Source organism: Burkholderia sp. HI2500, from assembly GCF_002223055.1.
Taxonomy (GTDB): Bacteria; Pseudomonadota; Gammaproteobacteria; order Burkholderiales; family Burkholderiaceae; genus Burkholderia.
On record NZ_NKFL01000006.1, the window covers coordinates 834,103 to 855,219 of the forward strand.

General features: G+C 68.0%; 18 protein-coding genes. 10 read left to right on the top strand and 8 right to left on the bottom strand.

Translation table 11 applies throughout. The annotated features are described in order from the left end of the window. Window positions 1–150 precede the first annotated feature (150 nt). Window positions 151–1,470, bottom strand: coding sequence for an MFS transporter (locus CFB45_RS21500; protein WP_089427278.1), 1,320 nt, complete (start codon window positions 1,468–1,470; stop codon window positions 151–153). Between the two features lie 44 nt (window positions 1,471–1,514). Beyond that, the gene (locus CFB45_RS21505; protein ID WP_089427279.1) at window positions 1,515–2,699 is read right to left on the bottom strand and encodes a M20 aminoacylase family protein; all 1,185 of its coding nucleotides are present in this window, start codon (window positions 2,697–2,699) and stop codon (window positions 1,515–1,517) included. A 181-nt stretch (window positions 2,700–2,880) separates the two neighbouring features. On the opposite strand from CFB45_RS21505, the gene CFB45_RS21510 reads away from it, so the two are divergent. Further along, the gene (locus CFB45_RS21510) at window positions 2,881–3,783 is read left to right on the top strand and encodes a LysR substrate-binding domain-containing protein (protein ID WP_089427280.1); all 903 of its coding nucleotides are present in this window, start codon (window positions 2,881–2,883) and stop codon (window positions 3,781–3,783) included. A gap of 209 nt (window positions 3,784–3,992) precedes the next feature. Beyond that, window positions 3,993–4,313, top strand: a complete 321-nt coding sequence (ppnP, locus tag CFB45_RS21515) for a pyrimidine/purine nucleoside phosphorylase (RefSeq protein ID WP_021162026.1) — start codon at window positions 3,993–3,995, stop codon at window positions 4,311–4,313. Window positions 4,314–4,403: 90 nt separating this feature from the next. Here ppnP and CFB45_RS21520 read toward each other — a convergent pair whose 3' ends face one another. The 4 genes from CFB45_RS21520 to CFB45_RS21535 all read right to left on the bottom strand — a co-directional run bounded on the left by CFB45_RS21520 (window position 4,404) and on the right by CFB45_RS21535 (window position 8,752). Further along, window positions 4,404–4,739: a hypothetical protein gene (locus CFB45_RS21520; RefSeq protein WP_021162025.1), complete on the bottom strand. Its 336-nt coding sequence runs from the start codon at window positions 4,737–4,739 to the stop codon at window positions 4,404–4,406. Window positions 4,740–5,223: 484 nt separating this feature from the next. Next, on the bottom strand, window positions 5,224–7,011 hold the full coding sequence (locus CFB45_RS21525) for a chloride channel protein (RefSeq protein WP_089427281.1): 1,788 nt from the start codon (window positions 7,009–7,011) through the stop codon (window positions 5,224–5,226). Between the two features lie 20 nt (window positions 7,012–7,031). Further along, complete coding sequence (locus tag CFB45_RS21530) at window positions 7,032–7,445, bottom strand: MarR family winged helix-turn-helix transcriptional regulator (RefSeq protein ID WP_089427282.1); 414 nt, start codon at window positions 7,443–7,445, stop codon at window positions 7,032–7,034. A gap of 131 nt (window positions 7,446–7,576) precedes the next feature. Continuing rightward, window positions 7,577–8,752, bottom strand: coding sequence for an HPP family protein (locus tag CFB45_RS21535; RefSeq protein WP_089427283.1), 1,176 nt, complete (start codon window positions 8,750–8,752; stop codon window positions 7,577–7,579). 362 nt (window positions 8,753–9,114) lie between these two features. Here CFB45_RS21535 and CFB45_RS21540 point away from each other — a divergent pair, with 362 nt between their 5' ends. Beyond that, window positions 9,115–10,083, top strand: coding sequence for a LysR family transcriptional regulator (locus CFB45_RS21540; RefSeq protein WP_089427284.1), 969 nt, complete (start codon window positions 9,115–9,117; stop codon window positions 10,081–10,083). 49 nt (window positions 10,084–10,132) lie between these two features. Here the strand turns inward: CFB45_RS21540 and CFB45_RS21545 are convergent, their stop codons facing one another. Beyond that, window positions 10,133–11,497 (bottom strand): MFS transporter, encoded by a 1,365-nt coding sequence (locus CFB45_RS21545; RefSeq protein ID WP_089427285.1) that lies wholly within the window; start codon window positions 11,495–11,497, stop codon window positions 10,133–10,135. 73 nt (window positions 11,498–11,570) lie between these two features. Beyond that, window positions 11,571–12,509 (bottom strand): 2-hydroxyacid dehydrogenase, encoded by a 939-nt coding sequence (locus CFB45_RS21550; protein WP_089427286.1) that lies wholly within the window; start codon window positions 12,507–12,509, stop codon window positions 11,571–11,573. Between the two features lie 118 nt (window positions 12,510–12,627). On the opposite strand from CFB45_RS21550, the gene CFB45_RS21555 reads away from it, so the two are divergent. The 7 genes from CFB45_RS21555 to CFB45_RS21585 all read left to right on the top strand — a co-directional run bounded on the left by CFB45_RS21555 (window position 12,628) and on the right by CFB45_RS21585 (window position 21,112). After that, on the top strand, window positions 12,628–13,536 hold the full coding sequence (locus CFB45_RS21555; RefSeq protein ID WP_089427287.1) for a LysR substrate-binding domain-containing protein: 909 nt from the start codon (window positions 12,628–12,630) through the stop codon (window positions 13,534–13,536). A gap of 284 nt (window positions 13,537–13,820) precedes the next feature. Beyond that, on the top strand, window positions 13,821–14,849 hold the full coding sequence (locus CFB45_RS21560) for a TRAP transporter substrate-binding protein (protein ID WP_089427288.1): 1,029 nt from the start codon (window positions 13,821–13,823) through the stop codon (window positions 14,847–14,849). 3 nt (window positions 14,850–14,852) lie between these two features. Beyond that, window positions 14,853–16,739 carry a TRAP transporter large permease gene (locus CFB45_RS21565; protein ID WP_089427289.1) on the top strand — a complete coding sequence of 629 codons (1,887 nt, stop codon included), beginning with the start codon at window positions 14,853–14,855 and terminating at the stop codon, window positions 16,737–16,739. 22 nt (window positions 16,740–16,761) lie between these two features. Then, window positions 16,762–17,832: a LacI family DNA-binding transcriptional regulator gene (locus tag CFB45_RS21570; RefSeq protein WP_089427290.1), complete on the top strand. Its 1,071-nt coding sequence runs from the start codon at window positions 16,762–16,764 to the stop codon at window positions 17,830–17,832. Then, window positions 17,829–18,851, top strand: coding sequence for a hydroxyacid dehydrogenase (locus tag CFB45_RS21575; protein WP_089427291.1), 1,023 nt, complete (start codon window positions 17,829–17,831; stop codon window positions 18,849–18,851). Before CFB45_RS21570 ends, CFB45_RS21575 begins: the two co-directional genes overlap by 4 nt. Further along, window positions 18,848–19,672, top strand: coding sequence for an amidohydrolase family protein (locus CFB45_RS21580; RefSeq protein WP_089427292.1), 825 nt, complete (start codon window positions 18,848–18,850; stop codon window positions 19,670–19,672). The genes CFB45_RS21575 and CFB45_RS21580 overlap by 4 nt, the downstream gene beginning before the upstream one ends. 666 nt (window positions 19,673–20,338) lie before the next feature. After that, entirely contained in the window at window positions 20,339–21,112 is a 774-nt protein-coding gene (locus tag CFB45_RS21585) for a hypothetical protein (protein ID WP_089427293.1), read from the top strand. Window positions 21,113–21,117 lie beyond the last annotated feature (5 nt).

The window sequence follows — 21,117 nt, forward strand, 5'->3', positions numbered from 1 at the left end:
CGCTACGACCTTGCGCGCACTCGCCGCACGAGCCCGCCGAAGGCGGTCGTGCGCGTCGTGGTCGAGAGGGTGGTCATGATGTGGCGCATGAAGCGATCATGCCCGATACGCGCGCGCCACGTCAATCGCGCATCGCGCATCGGCCACCAGTTAGTCGAGTGCCTTCCCGGCTTTCTCGTCCATGCAGCGAATCGCGAGCAACGTCATCGCGCCACACCCGATCGCATACCACGCAGGCGCGTTCGGATTCCCGGTCGCCGCGATCAGCCACGTGACGAAGAATTGCGCGAAGCCGCCGAAGATCGCGACGCCGACGCTGTACACGAGCGCACCGCCGGTGGCGCGCACCGCACGCGGGAACAGCTCGCCAAGCATCGCGCCCGTCGCGCCGATGTTGATCGCATGCACGATCGACAGCGCGGCGATGATCGACAGCAGCGATGCGGCGCCCGGCCAGTGGTTCAGTGCGATGAACGCCGGGTAGATCGCGGCCATCAGCACAATGCGCGTCCACCAGACGATCCGGTTGCGCCCGTAGACGTCGGACAGGTGGCCGCCGATCGGCGTCACGAGCATCAGGATCGCGCCCGCCACACAGCCGGCCGTCATCGACAGCCACGTCGGCAGGTGCAGCACCTGCACGCCGTAGATCGCCATGTAGAACACGATGATGTAGTGGATCGACGTGCCGCCGATCGTCACGCCGAGGCCCGCGAACACGGCCTTGCCGTGATGGCGCAGCACGTCGGCGAGGGGCAGCGATGCAACCGGCTCGTCGTGTGCGGCGGCAGGCGCGGCGGCCGGCACTTCCTCGACGGTGCGGCGCAGCCAGTAGCCGAGCGGCACGAACAGCGTGCCGATGATGAACGGCACGCGCCAGCCCCAGCTTTCGAGCTGCGCGGCATTCAGCGTCGACGTCAGCGCGACGCCGGTCAGCGCGCCGGCGAGCGCGGCGAGCCCCTGGCTCGAGAACTGGAACGACGCGTAGAAGCCGCGACGATGCTGCGGCGCCTGTTCGAGCAGCAGCGTCGTCGACGCGCCGACTTCGCCACCCGACGCGAACCCCTGCAGCAGGCGCGCGAGCACGAGCAGCAGCGGTGCGGCGAGCCCGATCTGCGCGAAGGTCGGCGCGACCGCGATCGTCGCGGTGCCGAGCGCCATCAGCAGCAGCGTGAGGATCATCGCCTTCTTGCGGCCGGCGCGGTCGGCATACATGCCGATCACGAGCCCGCCGAGCGGGCGCGTGACGAAGCCGACGCCGAAGCTCGCCACCGCGAGCATCAGTTGCCCGAACGGCGAATGCACGGGAAAGAACAGCTTGCCGATCAGGATGGCGAAGAAGCTGTAGACCGTGAAGTCGTAGAACTCGAGCGCGTTGCCGACGGCGGCGGCCGCGATCAGCCGGCGTTTCTTCGCGGCGGCGCGTGCATCGACCGGCGTGCCGGCGAACGAAAGGGCGGACGTTTCCATGTGGGGCTCCCCGGTTGGGCGCGAAACGATGGGGTAAAGAGCCGTCAGGCGGCGAGCCAGGCTTCGGCGATGCGAACCCAGTAGCTCGCGCCGATCGCGAGGATGTCGTCGTTGAAGTCGTAGCCGGGGTTGTGCACCATGCAGCCGCCCTTGCTGCCGATCCCGTTGCCGATGAACGCGTAGCAGCCGGGGCGCGCTTCGAGCATGAACGCGAAATCCTCGCTGCCCATCAACGGCGCGGCGTCGGTTTCGACGCGTTCGGCGCCGAGCATCTGGCGCGCGATGTCGGCCGCGAACGCGGTCGGCTCCGCGTGATTGACGAGCACCGGGTAGCCGTAGTCGTAGTCGACTTCCGCCGTGACGCCGAAGCTTTCTGCCTGGCCTTTCGCGAGCGCTTCGATGCGGCGCGCGAGCAGCGCGCGCACGTCGGCGTTCAGCGCGCGCACCGACAGCTTCATCGTGACGGTTTCGGGAATGATGTTGAACGTCTCGCCGGCCTGCACGCTGCCGACCGTGATCACGGCCGCATGCTGCGCGTCGACCTCGCGTGCGACGATCGTCTGCAGCGCGACCATGATGCTGCCCGCGGCCGACATCGGATCGCGCGCGAAATGCGGCATCGCGCCGTGGCCGCCGACCCCGCGCAGCGTGATCGTCACGCGGTCGGCCGACGCCATCGCGGCGCCGGTGCGGAAGGCCATGTCGCCGGCCGCGCGGCCCGGCATGTTGTGGATTGCGAAGATCGCATCGCACGGGAAGCGGTCGAACAGGCCGTCGTCCATCATCGCCTTCGCGCCGCCGAAGTTTTCCTCGGCCGGCTGGAAGATCAGGTTCAGCGTGCCGGAGAACTGGCGCGTGGCTGCGAGGTGGCGCGCCGCGCACAGCAGCATCGCGGTGTGGCCGTCGTGGCCGCACGCATGCATCTTGTTCGCGTGGCGGCTCGCGTACGGCAGGCCCGTGGTTTCCGCGAGCGGCAGCGCGTCCATGTCGGCGCGCAGCCCGACCGTGCGCGTGCCTTGCCCTTCGCGCAGCACGCCGACCACACCCGTCTTGCCAATGCCGCGATGCACTTCATAACCCCAGCCGGCGAGCAGCTCGGCGACGAGATCGCTCGTGAGCGTTTCCTCGAACGCGAGTTCCGGGTGAGCGTGGATGCGGCGGCGCACTTCGACCAGCTCGGGTGCGATCGCGGCGATACCGGGGATGACGGGGTTCACGGCTTGCAGCATGGTATCTCCTGTGGGGCAGGTGGGCGTTTGACGCACATATGACGAGCAAGCATATAAATTTCTTTTGTGTACCAGAAGCTGATAAATTGCTTTGGTGCTCACCACCGGTTGCCGCTCGGGAATACCCTGAGCCGGCGTGTGCCGCGCAGCACGGGGTTTCCACGGATCACGCGTCGCCGCCATGAAATACCATCAGCTGAAAGCGTTCGTCACCGTCGCGGAAGAGGGGAGCATTCGCGCGGCCGCGCGGCGCCTGAACGTGTCGCCGGCGGCGCTGACGAAGGCGGTCAAGGAACTGGAGATCGCACTCGGCGTATCGCTCGTCGTGCGCACCGCGCGCGGCGTGCAGCTCACCGCGTTCGGTCAGCAGTTGCAGGTGCGCGCGCGGCTGATCGTCGCCGAAATGCAGCGCGCCCGCGACGACATCGAGCAGGCGCAGGGCGCGATGACGGGCTCCGTCGCGGCGGCGATCACGCCGGCCGCCGCGGTGACGATCCTGCCCGACGCGTTTCGCGCATTCCGGCGCCGCTTCCCGGTGGCGCGCGTCAACCTGATGGAGGGTTTTCCGGGCGTCGCGCTGCCGCGCCTGCACGACGGTTCGCTCGATTTCGCGGTGGCCGTCGTCGTGCCCGAACTGCTGGCGGCCGAATTCGATCACGCGGAGCTCTATGCGAGCCGGTCGCTGATCGTCGCCCGCAAGGGGCATCCGCTCGCGTCGGCCACGTCGCTCGCCGAGCTCGTCGAAGCCGACTGGCTGATGAACCCGTCGCCGGAAAGCTCGACGCAGGTGCTGTTCAATTCGTTCGTCGCCTACGGGCTGCCGGTGCCGGCGCGTGTCGTCGAGTGCCCGAGCTTCGGGCTCGCGCGCAGTCTGATGATGGAATGCGACCTGATCGCGTCGATGCCCGAGCAATTGCTGCAGGCCGAATGGGCGCGCGACCAGCTCGCGGTGTTGCCAATCCGCGAGCGCCTGCCGGGCGTCTCGGTGCAGGTCATCACGCGTCGCGACAGCCCGCTGACACCGGCAGCGGCGATGCTGCTCGACTGCCTGCGTGATTCCGCGCGGCGCAAGGGGCTGCGGTGAACCGGCGCTCGCGATTGGCGATCTTCAATACATCGTCATCCTGACGATTATGCGTGCGGCGTTGCCGTTGTCTGACGGGCACGCGGCTTGCGCAGCAGGCACGCCGTTCCTGCGCATGCCGCGGGAGCCGGTATCATAGCGGCCGGCCCGCCGCTCCGGCCGGCCTCCAACAACATCGCCATCCGGCATCCAGCAATCAGAGGCATTTCATGACCAGTGCAACCCAATTCGACAACGTATCGATCGTCAAGCGCGCGAACGTCTATTTCGACGGCAAGTGCGTGTCGCATACCGTGCTCTTCCCGGACGGCACGCGCAAGACGCTCGGCGTGATCCTGCCGTGCGCGCTCAACTTCGGCACGGACGCCCCCGAATTGATGGAAGTGCAGGCCGGCAAGTGCCGCGTGAAGCTCGACGGCAGCAGCGAATGGCAGACCTACGGCGCCGGCGAATCGTTCTCGGTGCCGGGCAAGAGCCGCTTCGACATCGAAGTGCTCGAGACGCTCGATTACGTCTGCAGCTACCTGTAACACGCCGCCGCGCTGCAAAAGAAAAGCCCCGCCGAAGCGGGGCTTGTCGCAAGCGGATGGCGCCAGGGCCATCCGAAGCGCCTGTTCTCGTTACAGGCAGGCGTTGATGTCGCCGGCCGACGATGCATCGCCACCGCGGAAACCTACCCAGGTCTTCGCATTGGCGGCGTTGGCCGGGCGCACGACGGCCGCGGCGCCATTCGGCGGCTGCTGGCCCGGCGCATACACGGCCATGGCGAGGCCGTTCGCGAGTTCATACTGCGACGTCACTTGTTGCTGTGACTTGTCGGCCCAGGTCTTGGCGATGCACTGCGCGACCTGGTCGGCGGGTTTCTGGCTTTGTCCCACGTTTTGCAGGGCAGAATCGGCTGCATGAGCAGAAAATGCCACGGTCAATGCGATGAGCGGTAAGTATTTCGCGTTCACGTTATCTCCCTCGAGTCGTGATTGATTGAGTGGGATGCGCAGCAGGACTGCGTAACAGTGAGATCGCATCGGGCGAGCACGGTTCCGGCTATTCCGAAACAAGATGTTAACGCGCTTGCCAAATGGCGGCTCCGATGCTTTGCACGTTGCTGCGGCGCGGCATGCATCGTGTGCGGCACGACGTCATGCGCTGCGTGGTCGGCGCGCTGCCCGGTCGTATGGTGACGTGACGGTCGCGGCGAACGGCATGTGTCTTCATGCCGTGCCGTGACTCTTTATTGGATCGCGAAGTGGAATGGCTGGATGGATGGCCCCGTCGCATGAGCACCATGATGACAAACTTTCGCCCGTCGAATTGTTAACCAACTTTAAACACGGGAAGCGGCGGAATGCGATGCGGCACGCGAGAGGCGTGCCGCATCGCGAGCGCAAGCGGTGATGCGAGCGGAGCGTACGCGGCGAGGGGGCCGCGCAGTGCAGTGGGTCAGCCGGCCTTGCGCGTGCCGATGTCGCGCAGGTTGGCCGGGACGATCGGGCGGAAGCGTTCGCGCTTCTGTTCGTCGTCGAAGTGCTGGAGTGCGGGTTTGATCAGGTCGCTGCGCGACACGATGCCCGTGATGCGCATCGATTGCTCGTCGTCGACAACCGGCAGACGTTCGAGGCCGAGCATCGCGAGTCGCGACGCGACGACGCGGCACGTTTCGTGCGCCTGCGCGACCGCAGGCGCGCGGTCGGCGAATGCGCCCGCGATCGGCGTGTCGGCCGCGGCCCGTGCGCGCTGCGCGTCGAGCGTCGCGCGATCGACGAGACCGAGCAGGCGGCCGTTCTGCACGACCGGGTACGCGCGGTGCGTCTGCTTCGCGCCGAAGTACTGCGACTCGACGGCATCGAGCGTCGCTGCGCCGTCGATCGCGACGAGCCGGTCGGCCGACGTCATCACTTCGCCGATGTCGTGCCGCTCGAGCGGATCGACGCCGTATTCGCGATAGATGTGATAGCCGCGACGTGCGATCTTTTCCGTCATGATCGAGCGCTTCATCACGATGGTCGCGAAGCCGTGCGCGACGAGCGTCGCCGCGAGCAGCGGCAGCAGTGCGTTCGCGTCGTGAGTGAGGCCGAACGCGAACACGATCGCGGTCAGCGGGGCGCCAAGCGTCGCGCCGAGCGTCGCGGCCATGCAGACCAGCGGCCACAGCGCCGGGTCGCCCCCCGGCAGCACCGGCGACAGCACGGTGCCGAGGCCGGCGCCGAGCATCAGCAGCGGGGCAAGCACGCCGCCCGACGTGCCCGAGCCGAGCGCGATCACCCACATCACGGCCTTCACGATCAGCAGCGCGAGCGCGATCTTCAATGCGATGTGCTGATGCAGCAGATCGGCGATCACGTCATAGCCGACACCGAGCGCGCGCGGTTCGAGCCAGCCGCCGATGCCGATCACGACCGCGCCGAGCGCGGGCCACCACATCCAGTGCACCGGCAGCTTCGCGAAGGTGTCCTCCACACGATACAGCGCCGCCGACAGGCCGCACGCGAGCATGCCCGACAGCAGGCCCGCGACGATGCACGACAGCAGCGCGACGGGCGTCGGTGCGGCGGTGGTCAGCGGAAACAGCGGATCGACGCCGAAGAACACGGCGCGGGCAAAACCGGCCACCGCGCAGGCGAGCGCGACCGGCAGGAAACTGCGCGGGCGCCATTCGAACAGCAGCAGTTCGACCGCGAGCAGCACGGCGGCGACCGGCGTGCCGAACACGGCCGTCATGCCGGCGGCCGCACCGGCGACGAGCAGCGTCTTGCGCTCGGCGGCGGTGACGTGCACGCACTGCGCGATCAGCGAGCCGAGCGCGCCACCCGTCATGATGATCGGGCCTTCTGCGCCGAACGGGCCGCCGCTGCCGATCACGACGCCGGACGACAGCGGCTTGAGGATCGCGACCTTCGGCGACATGCGGCTCTTGCCGAACAGGATCGCCTCGATCGCTTCGGGAATGCCATGGCCGCGGATCTTTTCCGAACCGAAGCGCGCCATCAACCCCACGATCAACCCGCCGATCACCGGCACGATGATCACCCATGCGCCCAGCGTGCTGTTCGCCGGCGATCGGTCGGCGAACGAGACCTGCTGGTAGAAGAACAGGTTCGTGAACAGGTGGATCAGGCTCAACAGCACGAATGCGGCCAGCGTGCTGAGCAGGCCGATCCCGGCGGCGAGCAACGCGATCCTGGGCAGGCGGTCGTTGGTCGCGAAATCGCGTTTGTGTGGTGCGTTCATCGGAGTGGACAGAGCAGGGGTCAGTAATCGATCTGGGGAACCTGGAACGCGTCCTTGAGCGATCTCAGCTCGGCGCGGTGCATGGCCGCGAGACGCGCGAGCAGCGTTTCGCCGGCTGGCTCGAGGTGGACCTCGACCTGGCGGCGATCCGCTTCGCTCGTCTTGCGCTTCACGAGGCCGAGCGCTTCGCAGCGCGTGACCAGCGCGACGACGCCGTGATGCTGCGCCTGCAGGCGTTCCGCGAGTTCGCCGATGGTCGCCCATTCGCGATGCGGATAGCCCTTGATGTGCAGCAGCAGCAGGTATTGCAGCGGCGTCACGCCTTCGCTTTGCGCGGCGCGTTCGGAGAAGCGCTCGAAGCGGCGCATCTGGTAGCGGAACTCGGACAGTTGCTGGAAATCGCTTTTCGCCAGCGCGCGTCGGGTATCGTTCATCGGGGCGGTCGGACAGTCGGTTTCGGTAGCGATAAATATATCACAACATGATATAGATGTCCGAATGGTGGCGTATGGAAGGCATTCCGCGTTGCGCCGGCCGTTAGATGGCGTTACGTGCGCTGCATGCGCTACGCGGCCTCGCGCATTTGCGTCTGCCGATAAAGGCCCGTGACGAGATCCGTCTGGGTAATGATCCCGACGAGCCGGCGCGATGCATCGACGACCGGAATGTGGTGGTGGCCCGAATGCGTAAACAGCGGCACGAGCGCGGTGATCGGCATCGTCTCCGGCACGCACGCGACGTCGCGCGTCATCACGGTGGCGACGCTCGCCGGCTGGCCGCCGAACGATTGCGGCAGCCGCGCCGAGAGGCGTTGCCACAGCGGGGTCGGCCGGCGCAGTTGGCGCGTGAGGTCCGCACGCGTGACGATGCCGGTCAGGCGGCCTTCGCCGTCGACGACCGGCAGCGCCTTCACACGGTGGCGGTCGAGCAGCGTGAGCGCGGCCGTCACCGACGTCGACGGCGCGACTTCGATCGCGTTCTTCGTCATCAGGTCGGCGCACGACAGCTGGCCGAACGTGCGCGTATAGGCTTGCATCTCGGTTTCGCGCAGCAGCGCTTCGAGATCGTCCGGATCGACGTCGAGCCATTCGCCGCGACGCTTCAGCACCGCATCGAGGTCGCCGCGCGTGAAGCCGCCGCGCGCCGGTGCGGCGCCGCCTGCCTGCGGTTTCGCTTCGGGGCGCACGCCGCCGTGCGGGTAGCGGTGCCCGGTCAGCGCGTGATAGGCGAGCGCGGCCGACAGCAGGACGGCCGATTGCAGCGCGATCGGCTCCAGCACGAAGCTGAACCCGAGCGAATGAATCGCGGGGCCGCCGACCACGGCCGTGAGCGCGACGGCGCCCGACGGCGGGTGCACGCAGCGCAGCACGAACATGCCGCCGATCGCGCACGCGATCGCGACCGCGGCGGCCGTGATCGGATCGGAGATCCATTGGGCGCACGCGACACCGACCGTCGCCGCGACGAGATTGCCGCCGATGATCGCCCACGGTTGCGCGAGCGGGCTCGCCGGCACCGCGAACAGCAGCACGGCCGACGCGCCCATCGGTGCGACGAGCAATGGCACGAGGCCCGGCGCGCCGGGCAGCAGCCGCATCGTCACGCCGACCGTCGCGATGCCGACGAGCGCGCCCATGCACGAGCGCAGGCGCTCGCGCCAGCCCAGCGACATCGGATGGGGAATGAAGCTGTGCAGCCATTGCCGCAACGTGCGGCGCGACGAAGGGGAGCCTGACGACATGGACGGTAAGCGGTAAAAGAGACGGTGCGGATGCGCGCAGCGACGAGCCGCGAATTATATCGCGTTGTGATACAAATTGTCGCGATGCATCAAGCCGTTGCACGTGCGCGGCGCGCCTTGCTTGCAAAAACCTTTCATCTGATGAGAGCTTGGGCGCGGGGCAAGCGCGCAAATTTGTCTGCAGCGGCGTACAATTCGGGCCACTGAATCCCCCGTCATGCCAGAACCCCGTCCGCGATGCCCGCTCTCCCGCCTTTCTCCCGGCACGGTGATCGATTCGACGTGGTTCGCGGCTGCGTTCCGTTCCCCACCTGACGCGAGCGCCGCCGACGCCTCCCCACTGACTCCCCCAAGCCAATTCAATGGACATGCTCGAAAACATGCGCCTGTTCGTGCGCGTTGTCGAATCCGGCAGTTTTACTGCGGTCGCGAAGGAAATCGACGCGACCACCGCGCAGGTGTCGCGCGCGGTATCGAACCTCGAAGCGCACGTACAGACGCGGCTGCTGCATCGCACGACGCGCCACCTCGGCCTCACCGAAAGCGGCGAACGCTATTTCGAGCGCGCGAAATCGATCCTCGCGGAAATCGACTACGCGAACGCGGAGGCGCGCAATGCGTTGCTGCGGCCGAGCGGCAAGATGCGCATCCATGCGATGACAGGGCTCGGGCAGAGTCATGTCGTGTCGTCGATCGTGCGCTACCAGGAGGACAACCCCGACGTGTCGGTCGAACTGACGCTCGCGCAGCGGATGCCGAATCTCGTCGAGGAGGGCTATGACGTATCGATCGTGACGGCGTCGCAACTGCCCGATTCCGGCTATGTCGCGCAAACCTGCGGCACGAGCTGCAGCGTGCTCGTCGCGTCGCGCGAATATCTGGCGCGCCACGGCACGCCGCAGTCGCCCGACGAATTGCCGAACCACGTGTGCCTGCGCCTCGATACGCCTGCGTCGCCGGCCGGCGAATGGCGGCTCGAGCGCAGCGATGGCGAGGAGGCCGTCTACGAACTGCAGCCCGCGCCGTTCCAGGTCAACGTGCCGGACGCGCTGTGCGTCGCGGTGCGCGCCGGGCGCGGGATCGCGTGCGTCGCGCTGTATACGGTGCTCGACGACATCCGCGAAGGGCGGCTGATCCGCGTGCTGCCCGAGTACCGGCTGCAGACGGTGAGCGTGTATGCCGTCTACGCGACGCGCCGCTATCTCGACGCGAAGATCCGCACGTTCCTCGACCACCTGCGCACGACGCTCACGCCCGCGCTGGAGAACGACCTGCGCGAACTCGACCGGCTGACGACCGAACTGACGCCGGGCGGCCGCAAGCGCGCGTGACGATCCGCGCGGGCGTGCGCCGTGCGAACCGCACGGGCCGCGGCGCGGTTCATGCGCGCGGCGTGATGCGAATCCGCTCGAAGCGTCCCGCGAGCCACGCGTAGGCGGCGATGCCGAGCAGCCCGTGCGCGGCGACGAACCACAATGCGCCGGCGAACGAGCCGGTGCTGGCGACGAAATAGCCGATCACGAGCGGCGTGACGATCCCGGCGATGTTGCCGAGGCCATTGAACACGCCGCCGCTCAGGCCGACCATGCCTTCCGGCGCGGTGTCGGCGAGCACGGCCCAGCCGACTGCCGCGAGCCCCTTGCCGAAGAACGCGATCGTCATCAGCGCGATCACGACCGCATTCGACGATGCGCCGTTCGCCAGCACGAGCAGCGTCGCCATCGCCATCCCCACGAGGAACGGCGTCTTGCGCGCCTTCGACGGATGCATGCCGCGCCGGATCAGCCAGTCCGACAGCACGCCGCCGAGCACGCCGCCCGTGAAGCCGCAGATCGCCGGCAGCGCGGCGACCCAGCCGGCCTCCATGATCGTCATCCCGCGCCCCTTGATCAGGTAGATCGGGAACCACGTGATGAAGAAGTAGGTGAGCGCCGTGATGCAGTACTGGCCGACGTAGATCGCCCACAGGTTCCGGTGGCGGAACAGTTGCGACACGTCGTGCCACGACACGCGTGGCTGTTGGCGCACGCGGTTCGCTTCGAGATCGACGAGCGCGCCGTGCGCGCGCAGGTAGTCGCGTTCCGCGTCGCTCACGCGCGGGTGGCCGTGCGGCTCGCGATACCACGCGAACCACAGCGCGGCGAGCGCGATGCCGAGCAGCCCCATCCACAGGAACACGTGCTCCCAGCCGAGCGCATGCGTGAGCCACGCCATCGCGGGCGTGAACAGCACGACGGCCATGTACTGCGCGGAATTGAACAGGGCCGACGCGGTGCCGCGTTCGGCGGTCGGGAACCAGCATGCGACGATTCTCGAATTGGCCGGGAACGCCGGCGATTCGACGAGGCCGAGCATGAAGCGCATGACGAACAGCGCGAGCGTGGCGGATGCGCCTTGCACGGCGAGCCAGCCGACCGTGCCTTGCAGCATCGTGAAGACCGACCACAGCAGCAGGCTCAGGCCGTACACGCGCCGTGCGCCGAAGCGGTCGAGCAGCCAGCCGCCCGGGATCTGCCCGATCGCATAGGCCCACGCGAACGCGGAAAAGACGATGCCGAGCTGCACGGGCGTCAGCCCGAGGTCGTGCGCGACGCCGGTGCCGGCGATCGACATCGTCGCGCGGTCCGCATAGTTGATGACGGTGACCGCGAAAATCAGCGCGAGGACCGCATAACGGACGCGGCCGATCGTGCGCGAGGCGGCGGGTGACGCGGCGAGGGCGGCGCCGCTGGTTCGATTGGGCATGCGTGTCTCCTGGCCTCCGTCATGCGGAGGCATCCGGTGTTGTAACGAGGGGCGGCCGTGCGGTGTGCCGTGATCAGCGTGTGACGCTGGTCGGCGGGCGCTGGCCCGCGAAGCACGCGGCGAGGTTGGCCAGCACGATCCGTCCCATCTCTTCACGCGTTTCGCGGGTCGCGCTCGCCCGGTGCGGCTGCACGACGACACGGTCGAGCTCGAGCAATTCGGCCGGCACGTGCGGCTCGTTCGCGAACACGTCGAGGCCGACGCCGGCGATCGTGCCGTCGGCGAGTGCGCGAATCAGCGCGGCTTCGTCGACCAGCTTGCCGCGTGCGACATTGATCAGGAATCCTTGGGGGCCGAGCGCGGCGAGCACGTCGGCGGTCACGAGCACGTTGCCGTGATCGGCCGATGCCGCGATCACGAGCACGTCGCTGTCGCGCGCGAGCGCGGCGAGGTCGGGCACGAAGCGATAGCCGCTGTCGCGATGCTCGCGCGGGCCGAAGTAGCTCACAGGCATCCGGAATGCCTGCGCGCGCTGCGCGATCGCGCGTCCGACGCGGCCGAGCCCGACGATGCCGAGCCGCTTGCCGCTCACCTGCGTCGCGAGCGGCTGGGCCGTCTTGCCCCAGCGGCCGGCGCGCACGATGCGCTCGCCGGCGCCGAGGTCGCGCAGCGTCATCAGGATCAGCCCCATCGCCATGTCGGCGACGTCGTCGGTCAGCACGTCGGGCGTCGTCGTCACGTGGATGCCGCGTGCCCGCGCACGCTCGAGATCGACGGCGTCGGTGCCGATGCCGCTGATCGCGACGATCTCGAGCGCGGGCAGCCGGTCCATCAGCGCGGCGGCGAGGCCGTTCGCGCCGCCGGTCACGACACCGCGAATGCGTGCGGCCACGCGATCGAGCAGTGCGTCCGGCTGCTCGGCCGCATACAGCCGGTGCACGGCGTAACGGGTGGACAGTTCGGCGTCGATGGTGTCGGGGAGCGGCTGGGTGAGGAGGATGTCGATGGTCATGAAGCTCTCGGTCGGTATGCGCGGCGCGGGCCGTGCCGCGCATCAGGTGCAACCGAGTATAGAAATCGCATCGATATGCGTCTAACATCAAAAGACTATTGATTGATTCAAGAATTGGATGATTGAACTGCACCAGCTTCGCTGTTTCGTCGCGGTCGCCGAGGAACTGCATTTCGGTCGCGCGGCGCGGCGGCTCTTCATGACCCAGCCGCCGCTCAGCCGGCAGATCCAGTTGCTCGAGCATGCGCTCGGCATCGCGCTGCTCGAACGCAGCAGCCGGCAGGTCAGCCTGACCGCGGCCGGCGAGCGGTTTCTACGCGACGCGCGGCACATCCTCGAATTCTCCGCGCGGGCCGAGCAGGCCGCGCAGCGCGTCGCACATGGCGGCGCCGGCCGCATCACGCTCGGCTTCACGGCGGTCAGCGCATACCGGATGATCCCGATGCTGCTGGCGCATGCCGCGCACGCGCTGCCGGACGTCGACATCGAATTGCGCGAGATGGTGTCGACCGTGCAGATCGATGCGCTGGCGTCGCGGATGCTCGACGCGGGCTTCGTCCGCCAGCGCGCCGCGCGCCAGCCGCTCGAATACCGGCTCGTGCAGCGCGAGCCGATGCTGGTTGCGGTCGCGGAGGGCGCGCCGCTCGCCGCGTGCGAGCGCATCGGCCCCGACGAGCTCGACCGGCAGCCGTTCATCGCGTATTCGCCGAACGAGGGGAAATACTTCCACGACCTGATCTCGGGCCTGTTCGCGAACGCGGGGCGGCTGCCGAACTACCTGCATTATGTCGGGCAGACGCATACGATCCTCGGCCTCGTGCGCGCGGGGCTCGGCGCCGCACTCGTGCCGGCGTCGGCGCGCGAACTGCATGTGGATGGCGTGGTGTTCCGGCCGCTGGCGGGCGCCGACGTGGCGGCCGAGCTGTATCTCGCATGGCGCGCGGACAACGACAACCCGGCGCTGCCGGTGTTCAACGCGATGGTCGAGCGGTTCCTGACCGAGAGCGCCGACGAAGCGGGCGCATAGAGGAGCGGCGCGACGCGCGCGAGCGTCCTGCCCACATGCCGGATTAAAAGTCTGTCGTCTGATGATTCGAGATACCCGCTCGAATCATTTCCGGGTCGTCCGGAATCAGCGGGAATTCCGTTTCTTTGCAAAGGAATCGGCCGGAAATCAACGCCGCAGATCCTCCATTTTCACCTTTGTCACGGGAAAACCCCCATTTTTATCTCATCGGTCGTCGTATTACTGTATCGATACACTAAATCGATACAGTGCGTCGTGAGACGCCATCGCAAAGGAGACGGCCCATGAATACCTACACCCGGCGGCGCTTTCTGCAGACGGTGTCCGCCGCGACGCTCGCGGCCGCAGGCGGCTTGCCGGACGCCGTGCGTGCGCAGCCGGTCGTGACGCTGCGTTGCTCGTCGTCGATGCCGGCCGACCAGAACGCCGCGCACTACGTGTGGTACGAGCGTCTTGCCGCGAACCTGAAGGCGAGTGTCGGCGACGCGATCCGGGTCGACTACTTTCCGAACAGCCAGCTCGGCAAGGAAAGCGATGTCGCGCAGCAGGTCAAGATCGGCGCGATCGACATGATGATCGCGGGTTCGTCGATCTGGGCGACGGTGGCGCCGGAGCTCGGCATGCTCGATCTCGGCTATCTGTTCGACAGCTATGCGCACGTCGCGAAAGTGCTCGACGGCCCGGTCGGTGCCAGCCTGAACGCGCTGCTGCAGAAGCGCGCCGGCTGCTCGGTGCTGACCTGGGGCTCGCATTTCGGCGGGCGCTGCGTGTTCACGAAGCAGCCCGTGCTGGCGCTGCAGGGGCTGAAGGGCACGAAGCTGCGCGTGCTGCCGACGCCGGCGTTCATGGACACCTTCAAGGCGATGGGCGCGGTGCCGACACCGATTCCGTTCGGCGAGCTGTACATGGCCGTGCAGACGGGCGTCGTCGACGGGCTCGAGCACGATCCGGCCACGGTGCTCGCGAGCAAGTTCGACGAAGTGGTGAAGTCGTGCTGGCAATCGCAGCACGTGTTTGCCGCGATGACCGTCGTGATGGGGCGGCGTGCGCTCGACCGGATTCCGGCGAACCTGCGTCCCGCGTTCGATCGCGCGGTGGCCGACGCCACCGCGCAGCAGCGCGCGATTGCCGCGCAGAAGGCCGACCAGGCCGAGCAGGCGCTGAAGCAGCACGGCATGCGCTTCCATCCGATGGCGCCGGCCGAACGCGCGGCGTTGCGGCAGACGATGCACGACCGGCTCTATACGGCATTCGCCACGCAGTATCCGGCGACCGCGCCGCTGTTTCCGGCGATCGCCGCCGGGCGGGGCTGAACGATGGAGACCTGTTCCGTTTCGGGCGCCGCGGCGGCGCCTGGCGCCGGCCGCCCGGCACGCCGCGTCGCGCGCGTGCTGGACGCGATGCTGCGCGCGATCGAATACGTGTCCGCGGCGGTGCTGGCCGTCGATGTGCTCGTCGTGTTCGTGTCGGTCGTGTGCCGTTATTTCCTGCACGACCCGCTCGACTGGACCGAAGAAGTCGCGAGTGCGCTGATGATCGTGCTGGTGTTTTTCGGCGCGGCGACGGTGCTCGGGCGCAGCCAGCACGTCGGCATCGACCTGTTTCGCGGCGCGTTCCCCGTGCGCTGGCAGGGCGCGCTCGTGCAGATCGGCCACTGGATCGTCGCGGCCGTCTCGCTGAACCTGCTGGTGTCGTCGTGCCAGTTGCTGGCGGATTCGTACGACCAGTTGACGCCGGGCGGCTTGCCGGGCTGGATCAACGTGTACCCGATGATGTTCGGCGCGCTGTTCATGACCGTGTTCGCGCTGGCGAACGCGCTCGACGAGCCGCGCCGCCGGGTAATCGGCACGCTCGCGTGCTGCGTGGGGTTCGCGGCCGCGCTGTGCGGATGGAATGCGCTGGCGCCGGCGCATGCGATCGCGCCGGGCCTGCTGCTGGCGGCCGGTTTCGTCGGCGGGCTCGTACTGGGCGTGCCGATCGGCTTCGTACTCGCGTTCTCGGCGCTGCTGTATTTCCTCGCCGACCCGACGCTGCCGCTGCTCGTCTATTCGCAGCAGGTCATGGCCGGCGCCGATCACTTCGTGCTGCTCGCCGTGCCGTTCTTCGTGCTGGCCGGGCTGCTGATGGAATCGAACGGCATGTCCGCGCGGCTCGTCGAGCTGCTGCTGCGGATTTTCGGGCGCGTGCGCGGCGGGCTCGGGCTGATCGTGATTCTCGCGACGGCCTGCTTTTCCGGCGTGTCGGGCTCCAAGCTCGCCGACATCGCGGCCGTCGGCGGGGTCGTTATGCCGGCGGTGCGCCGTGCGCGCCAGGATCCGGACGAAACGGCCGCGCTGCTCGCGTGCAGCGCGGTGATGGCGGAGACCATCCCGCCCTGCGTGAACATGATCATCATGGGCTTCGTCGCGAACATCTCGATTGCCGGGCTGTTCGTCGCGGGCATCGTGCCGGCCGCGGTGCTGGCCGCGTCGCTCGCGGTAGTCACGGTGATCACCGGGCGCCGGATCGACGTCTCGGCGGTGTTCACGGAACGCCGCGCGTGGCTGCCGCTCGCGGGCGGCGCGCTGGTTGCGCTGGTGATGGTCGCGATGATCGGCAAGGGCGTGACGTCGGGGATCGCGACGTCGACCGAGGTGTCCGCGTTCGCGGTGGTCTATGCGCTCGTGGCAGGCTGGCTCGCATTTCGCGAGCTGACCTGGCGGTCGGTCGGGCGCGTGTTCGCGCGTGCCGCGTCGATGGCCGGCGGCATCCTGTTCATCGTCGCCGCGGCGTCGAGCGTGTCGTTCGCGCTGTCGATCGAGCAAATTCCGGCGCTGGTCTCGGGCACAATGACCGCGTTCGCCCACCAGTACGGTGCGACGATGTTCCTGCTGCTCGCGGCGCTGGTCATGATCGTGTTCGGCGCGGTGCTCGAGGGGGCGCCGGCGCTGATCATCTTCGGGCCGCTGCTTGCGCCGATCGCGCTGCAGCTGGGCATCAACCCGCTGCATTTCGGCACGGTCGTGGTGGTGGCGATGGGGCTCGGCCTGTTCGCGCCGCCGGTCGGACTCGGTCTGTTCACGACCTGCGCGATCACGGGCACCGAAGTCCGGCACGTTGCGCGGCCGATGGTGAAATATCTGCTGGTGCTGGTCGCCGCCCTCGTGGCGCTGATTCTCGTGCCGGCGTTTTCGTTGTGGCTGCCGGCCCATTTCGGCCTGTAGCCGCCTTTTACAGCAAGACGACATGAGTACGATTCAGGACGTGGCCCGTCATGCGGCCGTTTCGGTCAGCACGGTTTCGAACGTGCTCAACGGCCGCACCGACCAGATGAAGCAGGAAACGCTCGAACGCGTGAAGGCCGCGATGGAAGTGTTGCAGTACCGGCCCAGCACGCTCGCGCGGCAGCTCAAGACGGGGCAGACGCCGCTCGTCGGGCTGCTGGTGCCGTCGATGGCGAACCCGATGTACGGCTACATCGCGCGCGAGGTCGAGGCCTGCGCGCAGGAACGGTACGGCCATCGCGTGCTGATCGGCAATACGTATCGCGATGCGAAGAAGGAGGCGTCGTTCTTCGACGACCTGTTCGCGCATGGCGTGCGGCGCGTGATCGTGATCTCGTCGCTGGCCGACGAAAGCCACCTCGAGCGCGCGGCCGAGCGCGGGATGACGGTGGTGAGCTATGACCGGCGCGCGACGCCCGGCGAACGGTCGAAGGTCGAACACGTCACGGCCGACAACGAGGCCGCCGCGCGGCTCGCGACGCGTTGCCTGGTCGATGCGGGACACCGGCGGCTCGCGTTCGCGACGGTTGCCGGCATGACGGTGAGCCGCAGCGACAAGATCCGGGGCTTTCTCGAGACGGCGCGCGAGGCGGGCGTCGACGCACACGCGCGGGTGCTCGACGGCGGTCCCGCGAACGAGTACGGCGACGCCGTGATCGTCGACGTGGGGCGCGCGCTGGGCGTCGCGCTTGCGGCCGATCCGGCGCGGCCGACCGGCATCGTCGCGGTCAACGACCTGTTCGCGCTTGGCCTGATGGCCGGCTTGCGCGATGGCGGCCTGCGCGTGCCGGACGACGTGTCGGTCGTCGGGATGGACGGTCATTTCCTGTCGGCGATTTCCAATCCGGCGCTGACCACGGTGCAACTGCCGGTCACCGAGATGGCCGAGGACATGGTGCGGCGTGTGATGCGGCCGGACGGCGACAAGCCGCTGGCGCCCGAGCCGCACGTATTCTCCGGCGTGACGCTCGTCGAGCGCGCCTCGGTTGCATCGCCGCCGCAAGCGGGCGATTCGCATGGAGGGGCCGCATGACGCGCGTCTTCGTCACGCATCCGTCGGGGATGCTCGACCGTTATTTCGGCGCGAAGGCCATGCGCGCGCTGCAGGCGATCGCGGACGTCACGTGCAATCCGCTCGATCGCGAGCTGGGCACGGACGAACTGATCGCGGCCGCGCAGGGTTGCGAGGCGATGATCGCGTACCGGCAGACGCCCGCGCCGCGTGCGCTGTTCGCCGGGTTGCCCGCACTGGCGGCGTTCCTGCGTTGCGCGGTCGATATCCGCACCGTCGATGTCGACGCGGCGAGCGCGTTCGGCGTGCTGGTCACGCAGGCGAGCCCCGGCTTCGCGCCGGCGGTCGCCGAGTGGGTGATCGGCGCGATGATCGATCTCACGCGCGGTATCGGCCGTTATGCGTCGGCCTACCACCAAGGGATGCCGCCCGTGCCGCAGATGGGGCGCGAATTGCGCGGCAGCACGCTCGGCCTGATCGGTTACGGGCAGATCGCGCGCCACCTCGCGCCGGTCGCGACGGCGCTCGGGATGCGCGTGCTCGTCAGCGATCCGTACGTGCGCGTCGATGCGCCGAGGCTCGAACAGGTCGAATTCGCGGCGCTGTTGCAGGCGGCCGATTTCGTCGTGTGCCTCGCGCCGGCGACGCCGGCCACCGCGAACCTGATCGATGCGGGCGCGTTCGCGGCCATGAAGCCGGGCGCGTATTTCATCAATGCGTCGCGCGGCGAACTGGTCGACGAGCAGGCGCTGTACGAGGCGCTCGACACCGGCCGGCTCGCGGGCTGCGCACTCGACGTCGGGCGCGCGCCAGACCAGATGCCGACGCCCGCGCTCGCGGCCCATCCACGCGTGATCGCGACGCCGCACGTCGGCGGCCTGACGCTGCCCGCAGTCGAGCACCAGGCGCTCGAGACGGTCGATCAGCTCGCCGCGCTGCTCGCCGGAAGCGTGCCGCGCGGTGCCGTCAACGCGGCGCACGCCTCGCGGCTGGCGCGCTGGCCCACGGCAGGGGCCGATACCGGGGCGGGCGCGCGATGAGACCCGACACACCCACCGGGCGGACGGCCGACGCGTGCGATTGCCACATCCACATCTATGACGACGCGTATCCGCTCGCGCCGACGGCGACGTTCCGTCCGCCGCACGCGCCGGTGGATGCGTATCGCCGGGTGCAGCAGACGCTCGGCCTGGCCCGCGTCGTCATCGTGCAGCCGACCGGCTATGGTGTCGACAACCGTTGCCTGCTCGAAGCGCTGGCTGCATTCGGCCCGCAGGCGCGCGGCGTCGCGACGTTGCCGGTCGACGTGCCGGATGCCGAGCTGGCGCGGTTGCACGCGGCGGGCGTGCGCGGCGTCCGGTTCATGACGTTGGCGGGCGGCCTGGCGCGGTGGGACGAGCTGGAGCGGGTGGCCGCGCGGATCGCGCCGCTTGGCTGGCACGTCGACGTGCAGCTCGACGGCCGGACGCTGCCCGAGGTCCTGCCGTTGCTGTCCTCGCTACCGGCGCGTGTCGTGATCGATCACACGGGCAAGTTCCTGACACCGGTCGCGCCGGACGCGCCTGCGTTTCTCGCGCTGCGGCGTCTGCTCGACCGCGGCCACGCCTGGGTGAAGCTGTCCGCGCCGTACGAGACGTCGCGCTCGGGCGCGCCCGGTTACGACGATGTCGCGCGTCTCGCCGCCGTGCTGGCGCGCGACCACTCGGCGCGTTGCGTATGGGGCAGCAACTGGCCGCACCCGAACGCGTCGCCGGTCCCCGACGACCTGCGCCTGCTCGGCTGGCTGGACGACTGCACGGCGGACGACGCGGTCAGCCGCGCGATTCTGGTCGACAACCCGACCGTACTTTACGGATTCTGAGTCGGCTGCCAGGACGAAACCGAGCGTCACAAGCTTTCAATCCGGAAGCTTGCACAAGCGATGCCAAGCAATCCTGACCGAGCACGACAGGTCGCAGTCCTGCGAATCCTTACCGTGCTGAAAGCGGGTTCGCTGCCGGTGTTCCAACGGAGGAACGCGAGGCTTCACTGCACTGCGACAACTGCTTGACGCTGCATGCCGGTCGGCGCAGGATACGTCCGTGCATGTGGAGTGGGACGCGCCGGCCGCGCGGTTCCTGCACCCGCGATACGCAGAAAAACAACGATGAGCCTTTACGCACTCGTACCGGAATACCGGCCCCGCGTTTCTCGGCCCGCCGGAACAATGCTTCTCCCGACGCCCGTCGCGTCACGTATCCGTCATCCCGTTTCGTACCGTGCATCGGTACACTTTCCCGTCCGCGCGCGAGCCGCGACGATGAGCGGCGCCCGTCCGGCGCGCCGCATCGCAGCGTCGTCTGCCGCTCCTCACCAACGCATCCTGAACGGCGCCTACACCGGCGTCTCGTGACGTCCGTCGCGCCCATCCTTGCATTGCGCCGCCGGCCTGCCTGACTGCCCGGCGGCACCGGAGTCCGAAGCATTTCGATTGAGCTTGAAAAGGCAAACGCAAGCAGTTCGGTTCGAGGTTCAAGGAGAAAAACTCATGTCGCAGCTTTCGAATGAAGAAGCAAACGGCAGTTCGGGGAATGGCAAGGTCAAGCTGATCAAGTGGGCGATCATCATCGCCGGCGTCGCGATCGCGGCACCGGCGGCGTTGTTCATCCTGAAGGGGGTGATCGCACTGGTCACGGCGGCCGTGATCGGCCTCGGCGCGATCTATTTCGCGCCGGTCGTCGCGATGAAGTTCGCGAACCAGAAGGTGAAGATGATCGTCCAGGAGGCGCAGGCGAATCCGATCGAGACGCTGATCAACCAGCTCGCGGAGAAGCGCCAGGCGGCCCAGAAGTTCGCGGACAGCATCACCGCGTTCCGCACCGAGGTGAAGAACTTCGAGAGCAAGACGGAGCTGTTCGAGAAGCAGTATCCGGACGACGCGCCGCGCTTCCGGCAGCAGCTCGACACGATGAAGCAGCTGCTCTCGTTTCGCGAGGGGCGGTACAAGCAGGTGCAGGCCGAACTGAAGAATTTCGCATCGGCGATCGATCGTGCGAAGGCGATGTGGGACATGTCGCAGGCCGCGCAGCAGATGAACAAGCTCGCGGGCCGGCAGGCGTCCGACACGTTCGAGCAGATCAAGACCGACGTGGCCGTCGATTCGGTGATGCGCTCGGTCAACAAGGCGTTTTCCGAAATGGAGACGTCGCTGATGGATAACCCCGAGGTCAAGCAGGCACAGCAGCAGGCGGTGATGAACGCGCCGCATGCGCCCGGGCTCGACGCGACGACCCGCGCGCAACTGCCGTCGAAACAACAATAACTTCC